17 protein-coding genes are annotated in these 18,463 nt (G+C 68.5%); 2 read left to right on the forward strand and 15 right to left on the reverse strand.

Going from position 1 to position 18,463, the window contains the following annotated elements:
• The 14 genes from E3T55_RS15680 to pyrR all read right to left on the reverse strand — a co-directional run.
• Positions 1 to 841: transcription antitermination factor NusB (locus tag E3T55_RS15680; RefSeq protein WP_277613505.1), on the reverse strand; the 841-nt coding region annotated here is incomplete at its 3' end.
• A gap of 56 nt (positions 842 to 897) precedes the next feature.
• On the reverse strand, positions 898 to 1,815 hold the full coding sequence (gene fmt / locus E3T55_RS15685; protein WP_134520501.1) for a methionyl-tRNA formyltransferase: 918 nt from the start codon (positions 1,813 to 1,815) through the stop codon (positions 898 to 900).
• A 19-nt stretch (positions 1,816 to 1,834) separates the two neighbouring features.
• The gene (locus tag E3T55_RS15690; RefSeq protein WP_134520502.1) at positions 1,835 to 3,958 is read right to left on the reverse strand and encodes a primosomal protein N' family DNA-binding protein; all 2,124 of its coding nucleotides are present in this window, start codon (positions 3,956 to 3,958) and stop codon (positions 1,835 to 1,837) included.
• A 10-nt stretch (positions 3,959 to 3,968) separates the two neighbouring features.
• Complete coding sequence (metK, locus tag E3T55_RS15695; protein WP_134520503.1) at positions 3,969 to 5,162, reverse strand: methionine adenosyltransferase; 1,194 nt, start codon at positions 5,160 to 5,162, stop codon at positions 3,969 to 3,971.
• Positions 5,163 to 5,248: 86 nt separating this feature from the next.
• The gene (gene coaBC, locus E3T55_RS15700; RefSeq protein WP_134520504.1) at positions 5,249 to 6,457 is read right to left on the reverse strand and encodes a bifunctional phosphopantothenoylcysteine decarboxylase/phosphopantothenate--cysteine ligase CoaBC; all 1,209 of its coding nucleotides are present in this window, start codon (positions 6,455 to 6,457) and stop codon (positions 5,249 to 5,251) included.
• Between the two features lie 29 nt (positions 6,458 to 6,486).
• Positions 6,487 to 6,747 carry a DNA-directed RNA polymerase subunit omega gene (gene rpoZ, locus E3T55_RS15705; RefSeq protein WP_119973450.1) on the reverse strand — a complete coding sequence of 87 codons (261 nt, stop codon included), beginning with the start codon at positions 6,745 to 6,747 and terminating at the stop codon, positions 6,487 to 6,489.
• 83 nt (positions 6,748 to 6,830) lie between these two features.
• Entirely contained in the window at positions 6,831 to 7,760 is a 930-nt protein-coding gene (gene gmk / locus E3T55_RS15710) for a guanylate kinase (protein ID WP_134520505.1), read from the reverse strand.
• Positions 7,753 to 8,670, reverse strand: coding sequence for an orotidine-5'-phosphate decarboxylase (pyrF, locus tag E3T55_RS15715; RefSeq protein WP_420898010.1), 918 nt, complete (start codon positions 8,668 to 8,670; stop codon positions 7,753 to 7,755). The genes gmk and pyrF overlap by 8 nt, the downstream gene beginning before the upstream one ends.
• Entirely contained in the window at positions 8,667 to 11,954 is a 3,288-nt protein-coding gene (gene carB / locus E3T55_RS15720) for a carbamoyl-phosphate synthase large subunit (protein WP_134520506.1), read from the reverse strand. The genes pyrF and carB overlap by 4 nt, the downstream gene beginning before the upstream one ends.
• The gene (carA, locus tag E3T55_RS15725) at positions 11,954 to 13,093 is read right to left on the reverse strand and encodes a glutamine-hydrolyzing carbamoyl-phosphate synthase small subunit (protein WP_134520528.1); all 1,140 of its coding nucleotides are present in this window, start codon (positions 13,091 to 13,093) and stop codon (positions 11,954 to 11,956) included. Before carA ends, carB begins: the two co-directional genes overlap by 1 nt.
• A gap of 68 nt (positions 13,094 to 13,161) precedes the next feature.
• A complete protein-coding gene (locus tag E3T55_RS15730; RefSeq protein ID WP_134520507.1) occupies positions 13,162 to 13,701 on the reverse strand; it encodes a PH-like domain-containing protein in 540 nt (179 codons plus the stop codon).
• The gene (locus E3T55_RS15735; RefSeq protein ID WP_134520508.1) at positions 13,694 to 15,064 is read right to left on the reverse strand and encodes a dihydroorotase; all 1,371 of its coding nucleotides are present in this window, start codon (positions 15,062 to 15,064) and stop codon (positions 13,694 to 13,696) included. Before E3T55_RS15735 ends, E3T55_RS15730 begins: the two co-directional genes overlap by 8 nt.
• On the reverse strand, positions 15,064 to 16,014 hold the full coding sequence (locus tag E3T55_RS15740; RefSeq protein WP_134520509.1) for an aspartate carbamoyltransferase catalytic subunit: 951 nt from the start codon (positions 16,012 to 16,014) through the stop codon (positions 15,064 to 15,066). Before E3T55_RS15740 ends, E3T55_RS15735 begins: the two co-directional genes overlap by 1 nt.
• An 11-nt stretch (positions 16,015 to 16,025) precedes the next feature.
• A complete protein-coding gene (gene pyrR, locus E3T55_RS15745; RefSeq protein ID WP_134520510.1) occupies positions 16,026 to 16,571 on the reverse strand; it encodes a bifunctional pyr operon transcriptional regulator/uracil phosphoribosyltransferase PyrR in 546 nt (181 codons plus the stop codon).
• 174 nt (positions 16,572 to 16,745) lie between these two features.
• On the opposite strand from pyrR, the gene E3T55_RS15750 reads away from it, so the two are divergent.
• On the forward strand, positions 16,746 to 17,084 hold the full coding sequence (locus E3T55_RS15750) for a PadR family transcriptional regulator (RefSeq protein WP_134520511.1): 339 nt from the start codon (positions 16,746 to 16,748) through the stop codon (positions 17,082 to 17,084).
• Positions 17,066 to 17,941 (forward strand): permease prefix domain 1-containing protein, encoded by an 876-nt coding sequence (locus E3T55_RS15755; RefSeq protein WP_134520512.1) that lies wholly within the window; start codon positions 17,066 to 17,068, stop codon positions 17,939 to 17,941. Before E3T55_RS15750 ends, E3T55_RS15755 begins: the two co-directional genes overlap by 19 nt.
• Before the next feature lie 24 nt (positions 17,942 to 17,965).
• Here the strand turns inward: E3T55_RS15755 and E3T55_RS15760 are convergent, their stop codons facing one another.
• A complete protein-coding gene (locus E3T55_RS15760) occupies positions 17,966 to 18,439 on the reverse strand; it encodes a GNAT family N-acetyltransferase (protein ID WP_198418584.1) in 474 nt (157 codons plus the stop codon).
• Between the last annotated feature and the right edge of the window lie 24 nt (positions 18,440 to 18,463).

Here is an 18,463-nt window from a genome sequence, read left to right on the forward strand (position 1 = left end):
CGGCGGCGAGCAGCGCCGCCTTGCCGCCGGGGCCGGCGCACAGGTCGAGCCAGCGTTCGCCCGCCACGATCGGCCGCGCCCGGCTGAGCGCGAGGGCCGCGAGCTGCGAGCCCTCGTCCTGCACGCGCACCCGCCCGCCGGACTGACTCATCAGGTGGTACGGGTCACCGCCGTCGAGCACGAACCCGGTCGGCGAGAACTCGTCGGGCTGGCCGAGAAGATCGAGATCCTCGGCCGTCGCCAGGCCCGGCAGAGCGACCATGTTGACCTTCGCGGCCATGTTGTCGGCGGCGAGCAGATCTTCGAGCTCGGTCTCCCGGCCCTCGGCGCGCAGGGCCTGCCGGAAGGCCCGCACTACCCACGACGGATGCGAGTATTCGGCCGCGAGCCGTTCGTCGACCGAGTCGATGCCGGCGAGCACCTGCACGGTCCACTCCTCGACGCTCGTGCGGGAGATGGTGCGCAGCACCCCATTGCAGAATCCGGTCGCCGAACGCGAACCGACCTGCTTTGCGAGCGAGACGGACTCGTTCACGGCCGCGTGTGTCGCGATGCGGGTACCGAGCAGCTGGTGGGTGCCGAGGCGCAGCACGTCGAGAATCGCGGGGTCGATCGCGTCGACCGGCCGATTCGCGGCGAGGGCGATGACGCGGTCGTAGAAGCCCTGCATGCGCAGGGTGCCGTAGGTCAGCTCGGTCGCGAGGGCGGCGTCGGCGGTATTGAGCGCGGCGCGCTGGATGCGGGTCGGCAGCAGCAGGTTCGCGTAGGCATCCGATTCGCGCACGGCGGCGATGACCTCGTACGCCACCCGGCGGGCCGGCTGAACGAAGTCGACGGGCACGGCGCTGCGGGCGGGGCGCGGCGGGCGGGCGCTGCGGGGGGCACTCTGATTCAGGCTCACGACGCCATCACCTCGGACACCGAAATTCCGCGCCACCAGTCGGATGCTGTCATTGCCGTCTTTCCGGCCGGCTGAACGGACAGAAGCTCCAGGGGCTCCGATCCCGTTCCAACCAGCACTTTCTTGTCTCGCTCGCAGATCATGCCCGCGGGCAGGGGCGGCACCTCTCTGACGGGAGCGACCTCGAGAAGCTTAAACCGTGTACCGTCGACGGTGGTAAACGCCCCGGGCTCCGGCGTCACGCCGCGCACCCGGTTGTAGACGACCGTGGCCGGCTGGGTCCAGTCCACCCGGGCATCTTCGATGGTGAGTTTCGGGGCGAGGGTGACGTCGCCGGCCTGCTCCACGGCCTCGGCGGTGCCGTCGGCGAGGGCGGCAACGACCCGCACGAGCAGTTCGGCGCCGCTGTGGCTGAGGGTTTCGAGCAGGTGGCCCGACGTGCTGTGGGCGCCGATTGGCTGGCTGATCTGCCCAAACACGGCGCCGGCATCCAGTTCGCGCACGAGTTGGAATACTGCAGCGCCCGAGAGTTCGTCGCCGGCGATCACGGCGCGCTGCACCGGGCTGGCTCCGCGCCAGCGCGGCAGCAGCGAGAAGTGCAGGTTGATCCAGCCGAGTCGGGGCACCGAGAGCAGCGGCTCGCGCACGATTCCGCCGTAGGCGACGATCACGCCGAGGTCGGGTTGCCGGGCGGCGATCTGCTCGGTCGCGGCTTCATCCAGGCGGTTCGTCTTCAGCACGTCGAAGCCGAGCGAGTCGGCGGCGTCTGCGACCGGCGACGGAGTGAGCACGCGCTTACGGCCGAGCGGGGCATCCGTTCGCGTGATCACCGCGGCGATGGTGTGGTCCGTCGCGGCGAGGGCGAGCAGGCTGGGCACGGCGACCGCGGGGGTGCCGGCAAAAATCAGTTTCATGTACAGCCTCAGCTCAGGATTACAGCAATTCGGGATCGTCGAATCGAACCTTAAGTGTAGGTGTCGGCACGAAGGAGCCCGACTTGGGTCGTCGCCGCCGGGCCGCGTTGCGCACGACGGATGCCTTGAGGCTGTGCGCGACCCCGGCGCCGCTCGCGTAGCCGAAGCGAACGACGGCCCGAACCTGGTTCTGCTCATTCTCGGCCGGAACCGGGCCGAGCACGTCGAGTCCGGGCAGCGCCCCCGCGCTGACCTGCCCGGTGAGATCGGCGAGGGCCGCGGCGACATCGTCGGCGGTGCCGGTTACCGACGCCACCCGCACGGCCGGCGGAAAACGCAGCTGCCGTCGGTCGCGCAGCTCGCTCGCGGCGAAGACCTCCGGCTGCCAGGCGTTGAGCGCACTCGCGAGGGCTCCGCCGACTCCGGCCAGCAAAACGGATGCCCCCGGCGCGGCCAGCGCGGCCGCGTTCGACCACCAGCGCAGGCAGTCCTCCCCCACCCGCAGGGATTCGCGGGCGAGCATGCGTTCGCCGTCGAGCAGCAGAATCGCCCGGTACCCACCGGTCGGAATCGGTTCGGCGCCGCGGGTCGCGATGATCAGGGCGGGTTCGGGGCCGAGCTGCTGCACGGTGTGGTCGCCGTCGGCGATGATCACTCGGGCACCCGGAAAGGCCCGGCCGAGTTCTTCGGCGGTGCGTCCGGTACCCATTGACGTCACCCGCAGGCTCGTGGCCTCGCAGTGCACGCAGGCCCAGGCGGCCGCGAGGGCGCCGCACCAGCGGCAGGCCGGCACCGCGTTTCGGGAGGCCAGTCCGAGCGGCCCCTGGCAGGTCGTGCAGCGGGCGGCCTTCTTGCAGCTCTGGCAGGCGAGCATCGGCGCGTAACCGGGGTTCGCGACCTGCACGAGCACGGGCCCGTGCGTGAGAGCCTCGCGGGCGGTCTGCCAGGCGGCCGAGGGGATGCGCGCGGCCCTGGCCTGCGGGTCGGGTTCACTCTGAAAGTCGGTCGGGATCACCCGCGGGTGACGGTTCTTCGCCGGGTGCACCGCCGTGAACCAGCCGATCTCGACGAGACGTTGGGTTTCGACGCTGCGGGAGTGGCTCAGCAGCACGAGCGCGCAGTCGGCCTGCTCGCGGCGCACGAGCGCGGCATCCCGGGCGTGCACATAGGGGCTGAGCGGTTCGGAGTAGAGCGGGTCGCCGTCGTCCCACAGGGCAATCAGGCCGAGCCGGAAGGCGGGAGCATAGACGGCCGAACGGTTACCGATGATGAGGCGCGGGCGATCGTCGAGGCAGCCGAGAAACGCCCGGTACCGGTCGGGGTTGGCCTGCCGGGCGTCGACCCGGGTGACGGTGCCCTCAGCGGCCGATGCCGGCGCGAGCTCGTCGAGGGCGGCCTGCAGCTGGTCCTGGTCGCGAAAATCCGGCACGCACAGAATGGCGCTTCGCCCGCTGCCGAGCGTCGCCAGACCGAGTTCGGCGAGCGTCACCGCCCAGCGACCGACCGTTCGCCCGCTCGCGAGGGTGGTGACCTCGGGAATCGCGGCGACGGCAAGCCGCTCGCGGTTCATCACGCCGGTGTCGAGGCGCCCGGTCGGGTACCCGGCGAAAAACGGTGCGACGAGCGCGGTAACCGGCTCGGCGACGGGCGCGGCCGGAACGGTGACCGCGGCATCCGTCTGCGCGGCGTCAACCGCAGCGGCCCGTGCGGCGAGCCACGCCTTTTCCACCCGCACCGCCCGCGGCGGTACGGCCAGACGGATGACGTCGCTCGCGTTACCGGCGGCCCGGTCGGCCACGCTGCGGGCCAGCCGGTACACCTCGGGACGCAGCACGGCCGCGGTCGAGACGACTCCCTCGAGCGGGCTGAGGGCTCCGAGGAACGGCGCTTCCGGTGCGGGCGCTTGCGCAGCGGCGGCGGCACGGGCCGCTGCCTCTGCCTGCGCGGCAATGACCGCCCGGTCGAAGACCTCGATGACATAGCCGTCGACGATGCGTCCGCCGGAGCGAAACGGCACCCGTACCCGCACCCCGGGGGTGACGAGTGCGGTCAGCTCCGGCGGAATGCCGTAGTCGAACAGGTGGTCCAGCTGCGGCAACGGCGAATCGATCAGTACCCGCGCGACCAGTCCGGTGTGCGGCACGTCCGCGCCCCTACAGCTTGGCGGCGCTGCGCAGGTCGTCGACCCGGTCGAGGCGCTCCCAGGTGAAGTCGGGCAGTTCGCGGCCGAAGTGGCCGTAGGTCGCCGTCTGGGCGTAGATCGGGCGCAGCAGGTCGAGGTCGTGAATGATCGCGGCGGGCCGCAGGTCGAACACCTCACGAATGGCGGCGGTGATCACGTGGTCTGGCAGAGTTCCGGTACCGAAGGTTTCGACGTAGAGGCCGACCGGGGCGGCCTTACCGATCGCGTAGGCAACCTGAACTTCGAGGCGCTCGGCGAGGCCGGCGGCCACGGCGTTCTTGGCGACCCAGCGCATGGCGTAGGCGGCCGAACGGTCGACCTTCGACGGGTCCTTGCCGCTGAAGGCACCGCCACCGTGCCGGCTGGATCCGCCGTAGGTGTCGATGATGATCTTGCGCCCGGTGAGGCCGGCGTCGCCCTGCGGGCCGCCAATCTCGAAGCGGCCGGTGGGGTTGATCAGGGTGGTGAGGTTCGATGAGTCCAGCTCGACGCGGGCCAGTACCGGCCGAATCACGAGCTCTTCGACCTCGGCGCGCAAGCGCTCCGTCGTCACCGAGGGCGCGTGCTGGGTCGACAGCACGACGGTTTCGACGGTGCGCGGCACGGAGCCGTCGTAGCCGATGGTGACCTGGGTCTTGCCATCGGGGCGCAGGTAGTCGAGTTCACCGCTCTTGCGCACGGCGGCGAGCTGTTCGGCGAGGCGGTGCGCGATCCAGATCGGGATCGGCATCAGCTCGGGGGTTTCACGAGTCGCGTAGCCGAACATAATGCCCTGATCACCGGCGCCCTGACGGTCGAAAGCGTCATCGCTCGACTGCTCACGGCTCTCGAAGGCATCGTCAACGCCCTGCGCGATGTCGGGCGACTGGCCGCCGATGGAGATCTCCACACCGCAGGAGCGACCGTCGAACCAGACGTCGGACGAGTCGTAGCCGATGTCGGTGATGCACTTGCGCACGATCGACGGGATCTCCACGTAGCCCTTGGTCGAGACCTCGCCGGCCACGTGCACGAGACCGGTGGTGACGAGGGTCTCCACGGCGACCCGGCTGTGCGGGTCCTCCGTGAGCAGGGCGTCGAGGATGCTGTCCGAAATCTGGTCACAGATCTTGTCGGGGTGACCCTCGGTGACTGATTCGGAGGTGAAGAGGCGAAGCTCGCTCATCTGGCCCGTCTGCGCTGATTCAAACTGTGCTGAAATTCGGCGGCTGTAGAAGTGTGGCTGGTATTGAAGGGGACTGAACCGGTTCCTCAGGAACCGAGTACGTCAAGAATAGAATTGGCCACCGACATTTTCGTTCCGGAGGCCTCTGTCACTATAGCTCCGCTGCGATCGAGCACCGTGATCGCGTTACCGTCTGTGGCGAAGCCCTGTGACCAGCCGACGCGGTTCACGACGAGAAAGTCGCAGCCCTTGCGGGCGAGCTTGGTGCGACCCAGCGCGAGCAACGCGGCCTGGTCACTCTCGGTTTCCGCGGCAAAGCCGATGATGACCTGCCCGGGCCGCCGCACGGCCGTGAGGCCCGCGAGAATATCGGGGTTCTTCACGAGTTCGAGGGTCAACGTGTCGCCCACGTCGTCTTTCTTGATCTTGCCCGGCTGCACGGTGCTGGGCCGATAATCGGCCACGGCGGCGGCCATGATCACCACGTCGGCGGTCGCGGCGAGCGAGCGGATGCTGCGCTCCATTTCTAGGGCCGTGCTCACGCTCACCAGCTGCACGCCCACGGGCTCGCTGACCTCGAGGTGCGCCGCGACGAGGGTGACGGATGCTCCGCGCCGGGCCGCCGCTTCGGCCAGCGCGACGCCCTGCTTGCCGCTCGAGCGGTTGCCGAGAAACCGGACCGGGTCGAGGGGCTCGCGGGTTCCGCCCGCACTGATCAGCACGTGCAGCCCGGCCAGATCCTGACGGTGCCCAGAGGCGGCATCCAGAAGTGCATAAATGGCGTCGACAATTGTGTCCGGTTCTTCCAAACGGCCGGCGCCGACATCCGTTCCGGTGAGCTGCCCGACGGCCGGCCCGATAATGGTCACGCCGCGCTGCCGCAGCGTCTGCACGTTCGCCACAGTCGCCGGATTGTTCCACATCTCCGTGTGCATGGCGGGCGCGACGAGGAGTGGTGCGGTGCTGGCGAGAATGGTGTTGCCGAGCAGATCGTCGGCAAGACCCGCGGCGATCTTCGCGATGGTGTTCGCGGTCGCCGGAACGATCACGATGACGTCGGCGGACTGGCCGATCGACACGTGCCGCACCGCGGCGACGCCCTCGTAAAGGTCGGTGTGCACGGGGTTGCGGGAGATCGCCTCGAGGGTGGGTTTACCGATGAAGCGCAGCGCGGCCTCGGTCGCGATGACGTGCACGTTGTCGCCGCGCAATACACAAGCGCGCACGACGCTGACGGCCTTATACGCCGCGATTCCGCCGGTAATACCAACGACAATCGTGCGGGCTGTCAACATCGTGCGCGCAGCGCCTGCGTCTTCGAGGGTTACGGCTCGACGATCGGGCGAGAGGTGAGCTTGTCCTCGTTGATCTCGCGCAGGGCGACGGAGAGGGGCTTGTCGTCGACGGTCGAGTCGACGAGCGGGCCGACGTTGTCGAACAGGCTGCCTTCGTGCAGGTCGGCGTAGTAGTCGTTGATCTGGCGGGCGCGCTTCGACGCGAAGATCACGAGGGCGTACTTGGAGTCGACCTTGGAGAGCAGGTCGTCGATGGGCGGATCAATGATGCCGGTGAGCTTGGTGGTCATAGGTGACGCACTCCTTGAGAGTTGTGAAACTAGAGTTGTGTAACTGAACGTGAACTGCACGAGTCCTGAGCTGCAAGCGGGCGCTATGAAGTCGTCGCCGCGCGAATCTGCATCAAGTCTACGACCTCGCGGGCCGCTTCGCCCACGTCGGTGTTCACGACGCGGTAATCGAACTCGCCCTGGGCCGCCAATTCGAGCTTGGCGGTCTGTAGCCGACGGGCCTGTTCCGCGGAATCCTCGGTGCCGCGGCCGATCAGGCGGCGCACCAGTTCGTCCCAGGTCGGCGGCAGCAGAAACACCAGTCGGGCCTCCGGCATGGCGCGGCGCACGGCGCGGGCACCCTGCAGGTCGATTTCGAGCAGTACGCTATTGCCGGCGGCGATCGCGGCATCAACCGGACCGCGCGGGGTGCCGTAGCGGTAGGCATTGTGCACGGTCGCGTATTCAAGCAGCTCGTTCGCCTCGATCATGCGGTCGAACTCTTCGTCGCTCACGAAGAAATAGCTCACGCCCTCAACCTCGCCGGGCCGCGGCTTCCGGGTCGTCGCCGACACCGAGAGGTGCACGTCGGGGTAGTTCTCGCGAATGTAGGTGGCGACGGTTCCCTTGCCGACAGCGGTCGGCCCGGCCAGCACGACGAGGCGAGAATCGGGCGAGCCGTGGTGAAGCGACGGCCGCTCGCTGAGAAAGTCGCGCAGCCGGTCACGCTGGTGGGTGCCGAGGCCGCCGAGGCGCTTCGAGGGGGAGATTTCCAGTCGGTGCATGATGCGCTGCATTTTCGTGACGCCGATCGCGGGAATACTGATGAGGAGTTCGGTGACGCGCAGGCGTCCCTCGACACCGGTCGGCTGGGCGAGTGCGGCGGACAGAACGTCGAGCGCGGTGCGCTCTCCCCCCGCGATCTGTGCTTTCACTGCGGCGCGGGCGCGCCGGGCGGCAACGGCGGCCCTAGAGGCCGCTACCCGATCAACCTCGGGTGGGGTGGGGCGATGCTTTGCAGAAACTTCAGCCACGGATTGCTCCTACCTCAGCGACTCGACGAACGATCGACTCGGCCAGCCGAGCGGGGCCGGCCGCAAGCACACTTCGCGATTCACTCACGATAACGCTCTTCGAGTATCCCCCATATAGCCCGGCCAGGTTGGAAATATTTCCACCTTGGTGCCCAAAGCCCGGTGCGAGCACCGGAGTGAGGCCACGGGCGGGCACCTGGGCCGTGTCGATTCCGAAATGAGCCAGGTCGAGTGTGGCGCCGAGCACCACACCGATCGACCCGATTGAGCCTGCTGTGTGCACAGCGGATACCGCGGCGCGGGCGTTGCGCTCGGCCACCTGATCGACAATGGCGCGGGCCACGGCCTTTCCGGCGTGGGGGCCGTCGGCGATGACGGCCCGCTGAATCTCTGCCGCCTCGGGGTTGGAGGTGGCCGCGAGCACGAAGAGCCCCTTGCCGCGCCCAGCGGCGAGGTCGATGAGACCGTCGAGCGAGCCGAGGCCCATGTAGGCGCTCACGGTGATGGCGTCAACCTCGAGGGGCGAGTCGGCGCCGAGCCAGCCGGCACCGTAGGCGTCGACGCTCGTGCCGAGGTCGCCACGTTTCACATCGGCGATGACGAGCAGGCCGGCTTCTCGGGCATCGTGCAGCACCCGCTCGAGGGCGACGAAGCCCCGCGACCCGAAGCGTTCGAAGAACGCGATCTGCGGTTTGATGATGCCGACCGAACCGGCGGCGGCCGCCACGACGGTGCGGCCGAAGGATTCGGCTCCGGCCGCGGTGTCCGGCAGGTTCCAGTCGGTCAGCAGAAAGGCGTGCGGGTCGATGCCGACGCACAGTTGCCCCTGCTCGCCGAAGACCCGCTCGAGGCGATCCCCGAAGGACGGCGCCGCGGCATCCGTCGCCGGCGACGCCGTCAGGTCGGTCACAGCAGGGCCGTTCGTGCCGTGGCGTACTCCTGCAGGCTGGTCACCTCGAAGCCGTCCCGAATCGCGTCGATCGAGGCGACGGCCGCGCTGAGCTCGGCGATCGTGGTGAACAGCGGCAGGTCGCCGGCGACGGCGGCGGCGCGGATCTCGTAGCCGTCGGCTCGGGCGGTGCGGCCGCCGGGCGTGTTGATCACGATCTGGATCTCTTCGCGGCGAATCAGTTCGACGATCGACACGTCGTTGTCGTCGGCCTTGTCGCTGAATTTCGTCACCACGCGGGCACGGATGCCGTTGCGCTGCAGAATTTCGGCGGTGCCGACGGTCGCGGCGATCTCGTAGCCGAGCTGCTGCAGGCGCAGCATCGGCAGGATGATCGCACGCTTGTCGCGGTCGGAGACCGACACGAAGACCGTGCCTGAGAGCGGGATTCCGCCGTACGCGGCGAGCTGGCTCTTGGCGAAGGCCCGCGGGAAGTCACGGTCGATGCCCATGACCTCGCCGGTGGAACGCATCTCCGGGCCGAGCACGGAGTCGACGACGAGTCCTTCGGGGGTGCGGAACCGGTTGAAGGGCAACACGGCCTCCTTGACGGCGACCGGAGCCTCCATCGGCACCCGGGAACCGTCGATCTCGGGCAGCTTGCCCGCGGCCTTGAGCTCCTTGATGGTCGTGCCGACCATGATCAGCGCGGCGGCCTTGGCGAGCGTGATGCCGAGCGCTTTCGCCACGAAGGGAACCGTGCGGCTGGCCCGCGGGTTGGCCTCGAGCACGTAGAGCACTCCGGCGCCGATCGCGAACTGCACGTTGAGCAGTCCCTTGACGCCGATACCGCGCGCGATTCCGAGGGTGGCCTCGCGAACCCGGTCGATTTCGGCGCGGCCGAGGGTGACGGGCGGCAGGGTGCAGCTCGAGTCGCCGGAGTGGATGCCGGCCTCTTCGATGTGTTCCATGACGCCGCCGATGTAGAGCTCGGTGCCGTCGAAGATGGCGTCGACGTCGATCTCGATGGCGTCGTCGAGAAAGCGGTCGACGAGAAGCGGATGCGACGGGCCGATGATGCCCTGTCCCTGCATGCGGGTGAAGTAGTCGGCGAGGGACGGGGAGTCGTAGATGATCTCCATGCCGCGACCACCGAGCACGTAGCTCGGGCGCACGAGCACGGGGTAGCCGATCTCCTCCGCGGCGACGACGGCGCCGGCGTAGTCGGTCGCCACGCCGTTGCGGGGCGCGAGCAGGCCGGCGGCGTCGAGGATGCCGGAGAACAGTCCACGCTCCTCGGCGAGGTCGATCGCGTCGGGCGTGGTGCCGAGAATCGGGATGCCGGCCGCTTCGAGGCCGCGGGCCAGTCCGAGGGCGGTCTGGCCGCCGAGCTGCACGACGACGCCGACGAGTTCGCCGCTCTGGCTTTCGGCGTGGATGACCTCGAGCACGTCCTCGAGGGTGAGCGGTTCGAAGTAGAGCCGGTCGCTCGTGTCGTAGTCGGTCGAGACCGTCTCGGGGTTGCAGTTGATCATGATGGTCTCGTAGCCGGCCTCGGAGAGGGCGAACGAGGCGTGCACGCAGGAGTAGTCGAACTCGACGCCCTGGCCGATGCGGTTCGGGCCGGAGCCCAGGATGACGACCTTGCGGCGGTCGCTCGGCACGACCTCGGTCTCCTGGTCGTAGCTGGAGTAGTGGTACGGCGTGAGGGCCGGGAACTCCCCCGCGCAGGTGTCGACGGTCTTGAAGACCGGGCGGAGGCCGAGGATGTGACGCACCGCGCGCACATCCGCTTCGCCGAAGCCGCGCAGTTCACCGATCTGGGCGTCGGAGAAGCCGTGATCCTTGGCGTGGCGCAGGATGTCGATGTCGAGGCGTTCGGCCGCGGCGACGGCGGTGGCGACCTCGTTGATCAGCACGATCTGGTCGAGAAACCAGGGGTCGATCTTGGTGGCCTCGAAGAGCTGTTCGATGGTGCCGCCCTTGCGGAAGGCCTGCTGCACGGTCACGATGCGGCCGTCGGTGGGAATCTCGCACTCGATCAGCAGTTCGTCGAGGGTGCGGTTCTCGGCACCCCAGTGGAACGACGAGCCGCGCTTCTCGAGTGAGCGCAGCGCCTTCTGCAGCGCGGAGGCGTAGTTGCGGCCGATGGCCATCGCTTCGCCGACGGACTTCATGGTCGTGGTGAGGCGCGGGTCGGCGGCCGGGAATTTCTCGAACGCGAAGCGCGGCACCTTGACGACGACGTAGTCGAGGGTCGGTTCGAAGCTCGCCGGGGTGACGCCGGTGATGTCGTTGGGAATCTCGTCGAGGCGGTAGCCGATGGCCAGCTTGGCGGCGATCTTCGCGATCGGAAAGCCGGTCGCCTTGCTCGCGAGGGCGGAGGAGCGCGACACGCGCGGGTTCATCTCGATGACGATGACACGGCCGTCGGCCGGGTTGATGGCGAACTGGATGTTGCAGCCGCCGGTGTCGACGCCGACGGCGCGAATGATGTCGATCGAGATGTCGCGCAGGTGCTGGAATTCGCGGTCGGTCAGGGTGAGCGCGGGGGCGACCGTGATCGAGTCGCCGGTGTGCACGCCGACCGGGTCGACGTTCTCGATCGAGCAGACCACGACGGTGTTGTCGGCGCGGTCGCGCATCATCTCGAGCTCGAATTCCTTCCAGCCCAGGATTGATTCTTCGAGCAGCACCTCGGTGGTCGGGCTGTGGTGCAGGCCGTCGCCGACGATGCGGCGCAGCTCGACCTCGGTGTAGGCGAAGCCGGAGCCCAGGCCGCCCATGGTGAAGGAGGGGCGCACGACGAGCGGGTAGCCGAGGTCGTCGGCGAAGCCCACGGCTTCCTCAACCGTACGGGCGATGTGTGAGCGGGCCACGTCGGCGCCGGCGTCGAGCACGAGCTGCTTGAAGATCTGGCGGTCTTCGCCCTTGTTGATGGCGTCGAAGCTCGCACCGATCAGTTCCACGTCGTACTTCTCGAGGATGCCGCGCTCGTGAAGGGCGATGGCCGCGTTGAGCGCGGTCTGGCCGCCGAGGGTCGGCAGGATCGCATCGGGGCGTTCCTTGGCGATGATGGTCTCGAGAATTTCGGGCGTGATCGGCTCGATGTACGTCGCATCCGCGAAGTCGGGGTCGGTCATGATCGTGGCCGGGTTGGAGTTGACGAGGATGACGCGCACGCCCTCCTCGCGCAGTACCCGGCAGGCCTGGGTTCCGGAGTAGTCGAACTCGCAGGCCTGACCGATCACGATCGGGCCGCTGCCGATGACAAGGACGCTGTTGATATCGTCGCGCTTGGGCATTATTTGGTCTCTCCTGCATCGGCGGCTGCCGCATTGCGCGCAACCACCACATCCCTGAATCGGTCAAAAAGATAGTTGGCGTCGTGCGGGCCGGCGGCCGCCTCCGGGTGGTACTGCACCGAGAACGCGTCGATATCGAGGCAGCGGATGCCCTCCACGACCTGGTCGTTGAGGCTGTAGTGGCTCACCTCGACCTTGCCGAAACCGGCCTTGGACTCGAGCACGCCCTCGATGGGCATGTCGACGGCGAAGCCGTGGTTCTGCGAGGTGATCTCCACCTTGCCGGTGGTCTTGTCGAGCACCGGCTGGTTGATGCCGCGGTGGCCGAACGGCAGTTTGTAGGTGCCAAACCCGAGGGCGCGGCCGAGCAGCTGGTTGCCGAAGCAGATGCCGAAATACGGAACCCCGGCGCGCAGCACCTCCCGCAGCAGGGTGACGTGCTTGTCGCTCGCGGCGGGGTCACCGGGACCGTTGGAGAAGAACAGGGCAGAGGGCTTGAGCGACAAGACGTGCTCGGCGGTCACCGACTGCGGCAGCACGAGAACCTCGAAGCCGCGCTCGGCCAGAAAGTTGAGCGTGCTCGTCTTCACGCCGAGGTCGAGCACCGCGACGGAGCCGATGCGCTCACCCACGGGAGGAATCGAGAACGGCTCGACGGTCGAGACGTCGTCGCTGAGGTTGCGGCCGCGCATCGAGGCGCCGGCGCGCACCCGCTCGAGCTGTTCGCCATCGGAGAGGCCGAAGGTGTCGCCCGAGAAGATACCCGAGCGCATCGCTCCGGCCGAACGGATGCGGCGGGTGATCGCGCGGGTGTCGATGCCGCTGATGCCTACGATGCCGCCGGCGTTCAGGTCGGCGTCGAGGGTACGGGTCGAACGGTGGTTCGAGGCGACGCGGGCGGGTTCGCGCACAACGAAACCGGAGACCCAGATCTTGCGGGACTCCATGTCCTCGTCGTTGGCGCCGGTGTTGCCGATGTGCGGCGCCGTCATGAGCACGATCTGGCCGGCATACGACGGGTCGGTCAGGGTCTCCTGGTAGCCGGTCATGCCGGTTGCGAAGACGATCTCGCCGAGGGTCTGACCCTCGCTGCCGTAGGCGCGGCCCACGTAGCGGGAGCCGTCTTCGAGTACGAGCACGGCCGATAGTGCGGTGCTGGCCAGTGCGGTGCTGGCCGATGATGCTGGGGGGTTGGAAGAGCCCACGGTTAGGCCTCGCTTTCGTCGTGGTCGGTAGTGGCAGAAGAGTTGTTGAGAACGCTCGAAACGGAGCGGATGGCCGCGGTCAGGCTCCGGCGTTCGACGATGTCATTGATTCGGAAGTAGCTGTCGACGGGCAGACCTGAGTCGGCGAGCCGCCAGCCGAGTCGCAGCAGGCCGTCCTTCTCGACGACGCGGTCGATGGCCACGGTCGCCGGGGTCAGTAACTCGATCGCGTCTGCCGCGATGTAGACGGGAGCTTCGCCGCGCAGGGACAGCCAGAGGCCGGCATCCGTCACCGCGATCCGGGCTCGTGCCCGAAAGCCCAGACCCGAAATCGACAGGCGTTCGAGGGGCTGGTCGCGGGGGGTCGTGGCGACGTAGAAGCAGTCGACGGTCACGGTCGCCGCGGCCTCATCGGTGGGGGCCGGGTATCCGGCGGTGAGGCCGGAGTCCCGGCGACGACGGGCCCGCCAGCTGCGCCACATGAGCGCAAACAGGCCGATCACCACGAGGCCGGTGATGATCGCCGGCAGGGTCCTATCCATGAAGAACTCCGTTCAGGCGCGCGACCTCGGTCGCGTCGCGCAGCACGCCGTCAAGCACGGTCGCGGTGCCGCGGTGGAAGGTCGCGATCACGCGGCCCGGCAGTGCCATGTCGAGGTAGGGCGAGTTGGCGCTCAGGCCCGACAGGTCGGCGCGGCCGAACACGCGGCGGGCGGCCGGGTCGATCAGCGTGAGCTCGGCGGGCGCCCCGACCACGATCGGCTGGCCCTGGCCGCTGATGCGTCCGATGCGGGCCGGGGTCGCCGACAGCACTCGGGCTACGTCGGCCCAGGCGAGCTGGCCGGTGTCGACGACGGCTGCCTGCACCACCGAGAGCGCGGATTCCAGGCCCACCATGCCGTTGGCGGCGGCATCCCACTCGCAGTCCTTCGACTCGATCGGGTGCGGAGCGTGGTCGGTCGCGACGATGTCGATCGTGCCGTCGGCGAGGGCCGCGCGCAGGGCTTCGACGTCTTCGCGGCGCCGCAGCGGCGGGTTGACCTTGAAGCGGGCGTCGTAGCCCACGACGAGGTCCTCGGTCAGCAGCAGGTGGTGCGGGGTGACCTCGGCGGTCACGTTGATGCCGCGGGCCTTCGCCCAGCGGATGACGTCGACGCTGCCGGCCGTGGATAGGTGGCAGACGTGCAGGCGCGAGCCGACGTGTTCGGCCAGCAGCACATCGCGGGCGATGATCGCCTCTTCGGCGACCGCCGGCCAACCGATGAGCCCGAGCTCACCCGAGAGGGCACCCTCGTTCATCTGGGCCTTTTCGGTCAGGCGCGGTTCCTGCGAGTGCTGGGCGATGACACCGTCGAAGGCCTTGACGTACTCGAGGGCCCGGCGCATCAGCAGTGGGTCCGAGACGCAGAGGCCGTCGTCGCTGAAGACCCGCACCCGGGCCCGGCTGGTGGCCATCGCGCCGAGTTCGGCGAGCTGCGTGCCGCCGAGCCCCTTCGTGACGGCGCCGATCGGCTGCACGGTGACGTAGCCGGCGCGTTCGCCGAGGGCGAGTACCTGCTCGACGACGCCGGCGGTGTCCTGCGTCGGCGAGGTGTTGGCCATCGCGAAGACGCTCGTGAAGCCGCCGCGAGCGGCGGCCTGGCTGCCGGTCAGTACGGTTTCGCTCTGGTCTGCTCCGGGCTCCCGCAGGTGGGTGTGCAGGTCGACGAGGCCGGGCAGGGCCTGCAGGCCGTCGGCGTCGATGACGGTGGCGCCGGCGTGGCTGAGGCCATGGCCGAGTTCGGCCACCCGGCCGCCGGTGAGTAGCACATCGCTGCGGGTGCCGTCGGGGAGGGTCGCGCCGCGGATCAGGTAGGGGACGCCGCTGGACAGGCCGGAATCTGACAGGTGGGGCTCATTCGACATTAGGCATTCTCCCGATCTCCGGACAACAGCAGGTACAGCGTGGCCATGCGCACCGAGACACCGTTGGCGACCTGCTCACGCACGGTCGAGCGGGCCGAGTCGGCCGCCGCTGACGATATTTCCAGGCCGCGATTCATCGGGCCCGGGTGCATCACAATGCTAGCCGGGCTCAGCCGGGCGAAACGCGCGTCGGTCAGGCCCCAGGCCCGGGAATACTCCCGGCTGCTGGGGAAAAATGCGGCGCTCATCCGTTCGGCCTGAATGCGCAGCATCATGACCACCTCGGGCTGGGCGTCGATGGCGGCGTCGAGGTCGAAGCCGAACTTCGCGGGCCAGCCCGAGACATCCGCCGGCACCAGCGTCGGTGGGGAGACGAAGGTGACCTCGGCGCCGAGGGTGTTCAGCAGCCACAGGTTGGAGCGGGCCACGCGGGAGTGCAGAATATCGCCGACGATCGCGACGGTGACGCCGTCGAGGCTCTTGCCGCGGGAGGCGCTGCCGTGCAGGCGGCGGCGAATGGTGAACGCGTCGAGCAGGGCCTGGGTGGGGTGCTCGTGGGTGCCGTCGCCGGCGTTGATGATGCCGGCGTCGATCCAGCCGCTCGAGGCGAGCACGGCGGGGGCACCGGATGCGGGGTGGCGAATCACGACGCCGTCCGCGCCGATCTCCGCGAGGGTCTGCGCGGTGTCCTTGAGGCTTTCGCCCTTGGAGACGCTCGAGCCCTTGGCGCTGAAGTTGATGACGTCGGCGCTCAGGCGTTTCGCGGCGGCCTCGAAGGAGATCCGGGTGCGAGTGGAGTCCTCGAAGAACAGGTTGACGACGGTCTTGCCGCGCAGGGTCGGCAGCTTCTTGACCTCGCGGGTGGCGACGTCCGCCATGTCTTCGGCCACGTCGAGCAGGTTGATGGCCGCGTCGCGCGAGAGGTCCTTGGTGCTGAGGAGGTGCCTCATGTTGTTGGAGCTCATACGGCTCGTCCCCCTTCGATGGCGACGAATTCGTCACCGTCGGTCTCGGTCAGGTGCAGGTTGATACGCTCGTCGGCGCTACTCGGCAGGTTCTTGCCCACGAAGTCCGCACGAATCGGCAGCTCGCGGTGGCCACGGTCGACGAGCACGGCGAGGCGCACGATGCGGGGGCGGCCGTGGTCGCCGAGCGCGTCGAGGGCGGCGCGGATGGTGCGGCCCGAGTAGAGCACGTCATCGACGAGCACGACGGTGGCGCCGTCGATGCGGCCGGGCACGAGGGTCTGCGCCGGGGTGCGGGTGCGGCCGTGGGCGAGGTCGTCGCGGTACAGCGTCACGTCGAGGGAGCCGACGCGCACGTCGGTCGCGCCCGGTTCGATGCGGCGGATGGTCTCGGCGATGCGGCGGGCGAGGATCACGCCGCGAGTCGGGATGCCGAGAATCACCAGATTCGCCGGGCCGTGATTGGACTCCAGAATCTCGTGGGAGATGCGGGTCAGTGCGCGTGTGATGTCGGCCTGGGTGAGCACGGTGTGCTGCGTCAAACCAACCTCCTTCCCCGTCTCACTGGACGGTTGTTAAAGGACGTATGTTTCGAATGAGTCTAGTGCAAGCTCAGGCCGGCCTCAATTTGGACTCGACACCTAGATTGCACTCGACACCTAGCGTTACTAGGCGTAGCGTGTCGAGGTATACAAGGTACTCGTGAAGGGAACCAGATGAATCGGGAAGCGTTGAAGGGCCACCTCGACCTGCTCATCCTCTCGGTGCTGGCCGACGGCCCCCTGCACGGCTATGCCGTGATCGATGAACTGCGCACGCGCAGCAGCGAGGTCTTTGATCTGGCCGAGGGCACCGTCTACCCGGTGCTGCACCGCCTCGAGGTCGCCGGCTATCTCAGCAGTGAGTGGGGTGCGGTCAGCGGTCGACGCCGCCGATCGTACCGGCTCACCCGGGCCGGCTCGGCCCGCCTGGAGCAGCAGCGGGCCAGCTGGCAGCTGTTCTCCGCGAGTGTCAATACCGTTCTGCGGAGGAAGCCGTGGCCGAGCAGCGCATAAGCATCGAGTACCCCCTCATTCGGCAGTATCTGGTCGCCGTGGATCCGGTCATCCGTCATCGAACGGATGCCCAGGATCTGCGCGACGAACTGGCCGACCACCTCATCGAAGCGGTGGAGCGACTGCGAGCGACCGGCGTCGACAGCGACACCGCCGAGCGCCGGTCTCTCAGCCGTTTTGGTGAACCCGCGGTCATCGCGGGCCTCATCAATGCCATACCGGCGAAGGGAAACACCGTGCACACCATATTCAACCGTGAGGCGAGCTTCTTCGCCTTCGTGGCCGCCATTCTCTGGACCGCGGCCGCCGTCTCGATCCCCTTCGCCCAGGACAATCTGGTCGCCGCGTGGACTCAGGGCGCCTACGTGACGAGCGTTCTGCTCATCGGCGTCGCGATCGCTGCCTCTGGCGTCGTGCTGCTCAGCCTGAACGTGCAGGTCTCCGGAGCCTTCGATTCGATCGCCGGCATCGTGGCCACGCTGCTCGGGCTCGCGATCGTCGCCACGCTGCTCTTCGGCTGGTTCCTGTTTCTCTGGCTCGGCCTGCTGATCGCGGCGACCGCCATCACCATGACGCGGGCGCGGGCATCCGCCGTCACAACCGGCGCACCGACCGTGCTTCTCGGCTATGTGTGGCCCGTGTTGACGTTGCTGGTGCTGGTCGCCGCGATCTTCGTCACCGGCCCCGCGCAGAACCTCGGGTCGGCAGCGATCATCGTGTTCGATGTTGTGGCGCTTCCGCTCGTGTTCCTCGTGTACGCCGCCGGCAACGTTCTGCTCGGGCTGCGGATGCGCGCGCTCATGCCCCACGGTACGGCCCCCCACGACGCCGGCCCCGGCCCCTTCATCACCGCCTGACCCCCACCGCGCCACTGCGCGGGGCTAGGGCAGGGCCTTCGCGAACCAGTGCTCCGCGTAGGGGTCGTCGTTGTGACGGGCCACCTCGACGTAGCCGAGTCGGGCGTACAGGCGCCGGGCCTCGACGAGATCCGAGCGGGTGTCGAGCCGCAATCGACTCAGCCCGGACTGCGCTGCGAGTGCTTCGAGGCGAAGTACCAGGAGCGCGCCCACCCCGATCCCCCGGGCCGCGGGATCGACGTAGATTCGGGTGAGCTCACCGGTCGTCGCATCGACGACGCGCATGCCGCCGCAGCCCACCGGCGCGCCCGAACGTTCGGCAACCACGAATACCCCGGTCGGCGCCTGCAGGTCGGCACTGGGTGACGAGCTCATGGCAGCGTCGACCTCCGCCGCATCCGCCGCCCGCGAATGGTAGCGACCGACGATGTCGGTGAAGTAGGCGCGGATCAGTGTGGCCGCCACCCCGTCATCGGGTGAGCGGATGTCGATGCGCACGCCCGTGCCGCCGCGGTTCAGACC

The sequence above is a fragment of the Cryobacterium frigoriphilum genome (assembly GCF_004403305.1).
In the GTDB taxonomy this organism is placed as follows: Bacteria; Actinomycetota; Actinomycetes; order Actinomycetales; family Microbacteriaceae; genus Cryobacterium; species Cryobacterium frigoriphilum.

Coding starts and splice junctions, on each gene's coding strand:
- E3T55_RS15740 (WP_134520509.1), bottom strand. CDS start 16,014: ATGAGGCACCTCCTCAGCACCAAGGACCTCTCGCGCGACGCGGCCATC.
- carB (WP_134520506.1), bottom strand. CDS start 11,954: ATGCCCAAGCGCGACGATATCAACAGCGTCCTTGTCATCGGCAGCGGC.
- metK (WP_134520503.1), bottom strand. CDS start 5,162: ATGAGCGAGCTTCGCCTCTTCACCTCCGAATCAGTCACCGAGGGTCAC.
- rpoZ (WP_119973450.1), bottom strand. CDS start 6,747: ATGACCACCAAGCTCACCGGCATCATTGATCCGCCCATCGACGACCTG.
- E3T55_RS15750 (WP_134520511.1), top strand. CDS start 16,746: ATGAATCGGGAAGCGTTGAAGGGCCACCTCGACCTGCTCATCCTCTCG.
- fmt (WP_134520501.1), bottom strand. CDS start 1,815: ATGAAACTGATTTTTGCCGGCACCCCCGCGGTCGCCGTGCCCAGCCTG.
- E3T55_RS15730 (WP_134520507.1), bottom strand. CDS start 13,701: ATGGATAGGACCCTGCCGGCGATCATCACCGGCCTCGTGGTGATCGGC.
- E3T55_RS15735 (WP_134520508.1), bottom strand. CDS start 15,064: ATGTCGAATGAGCCCCACCTGTCAGATTCCGGCCTGTCCAGCGGCGTC.
- coaBC (WP_134520504.1), bottom strand. CDS start 6,457: ATGTTGACAGCCCGCACGATTGTCGTTGGTATTACCGGCGGAATCGCG.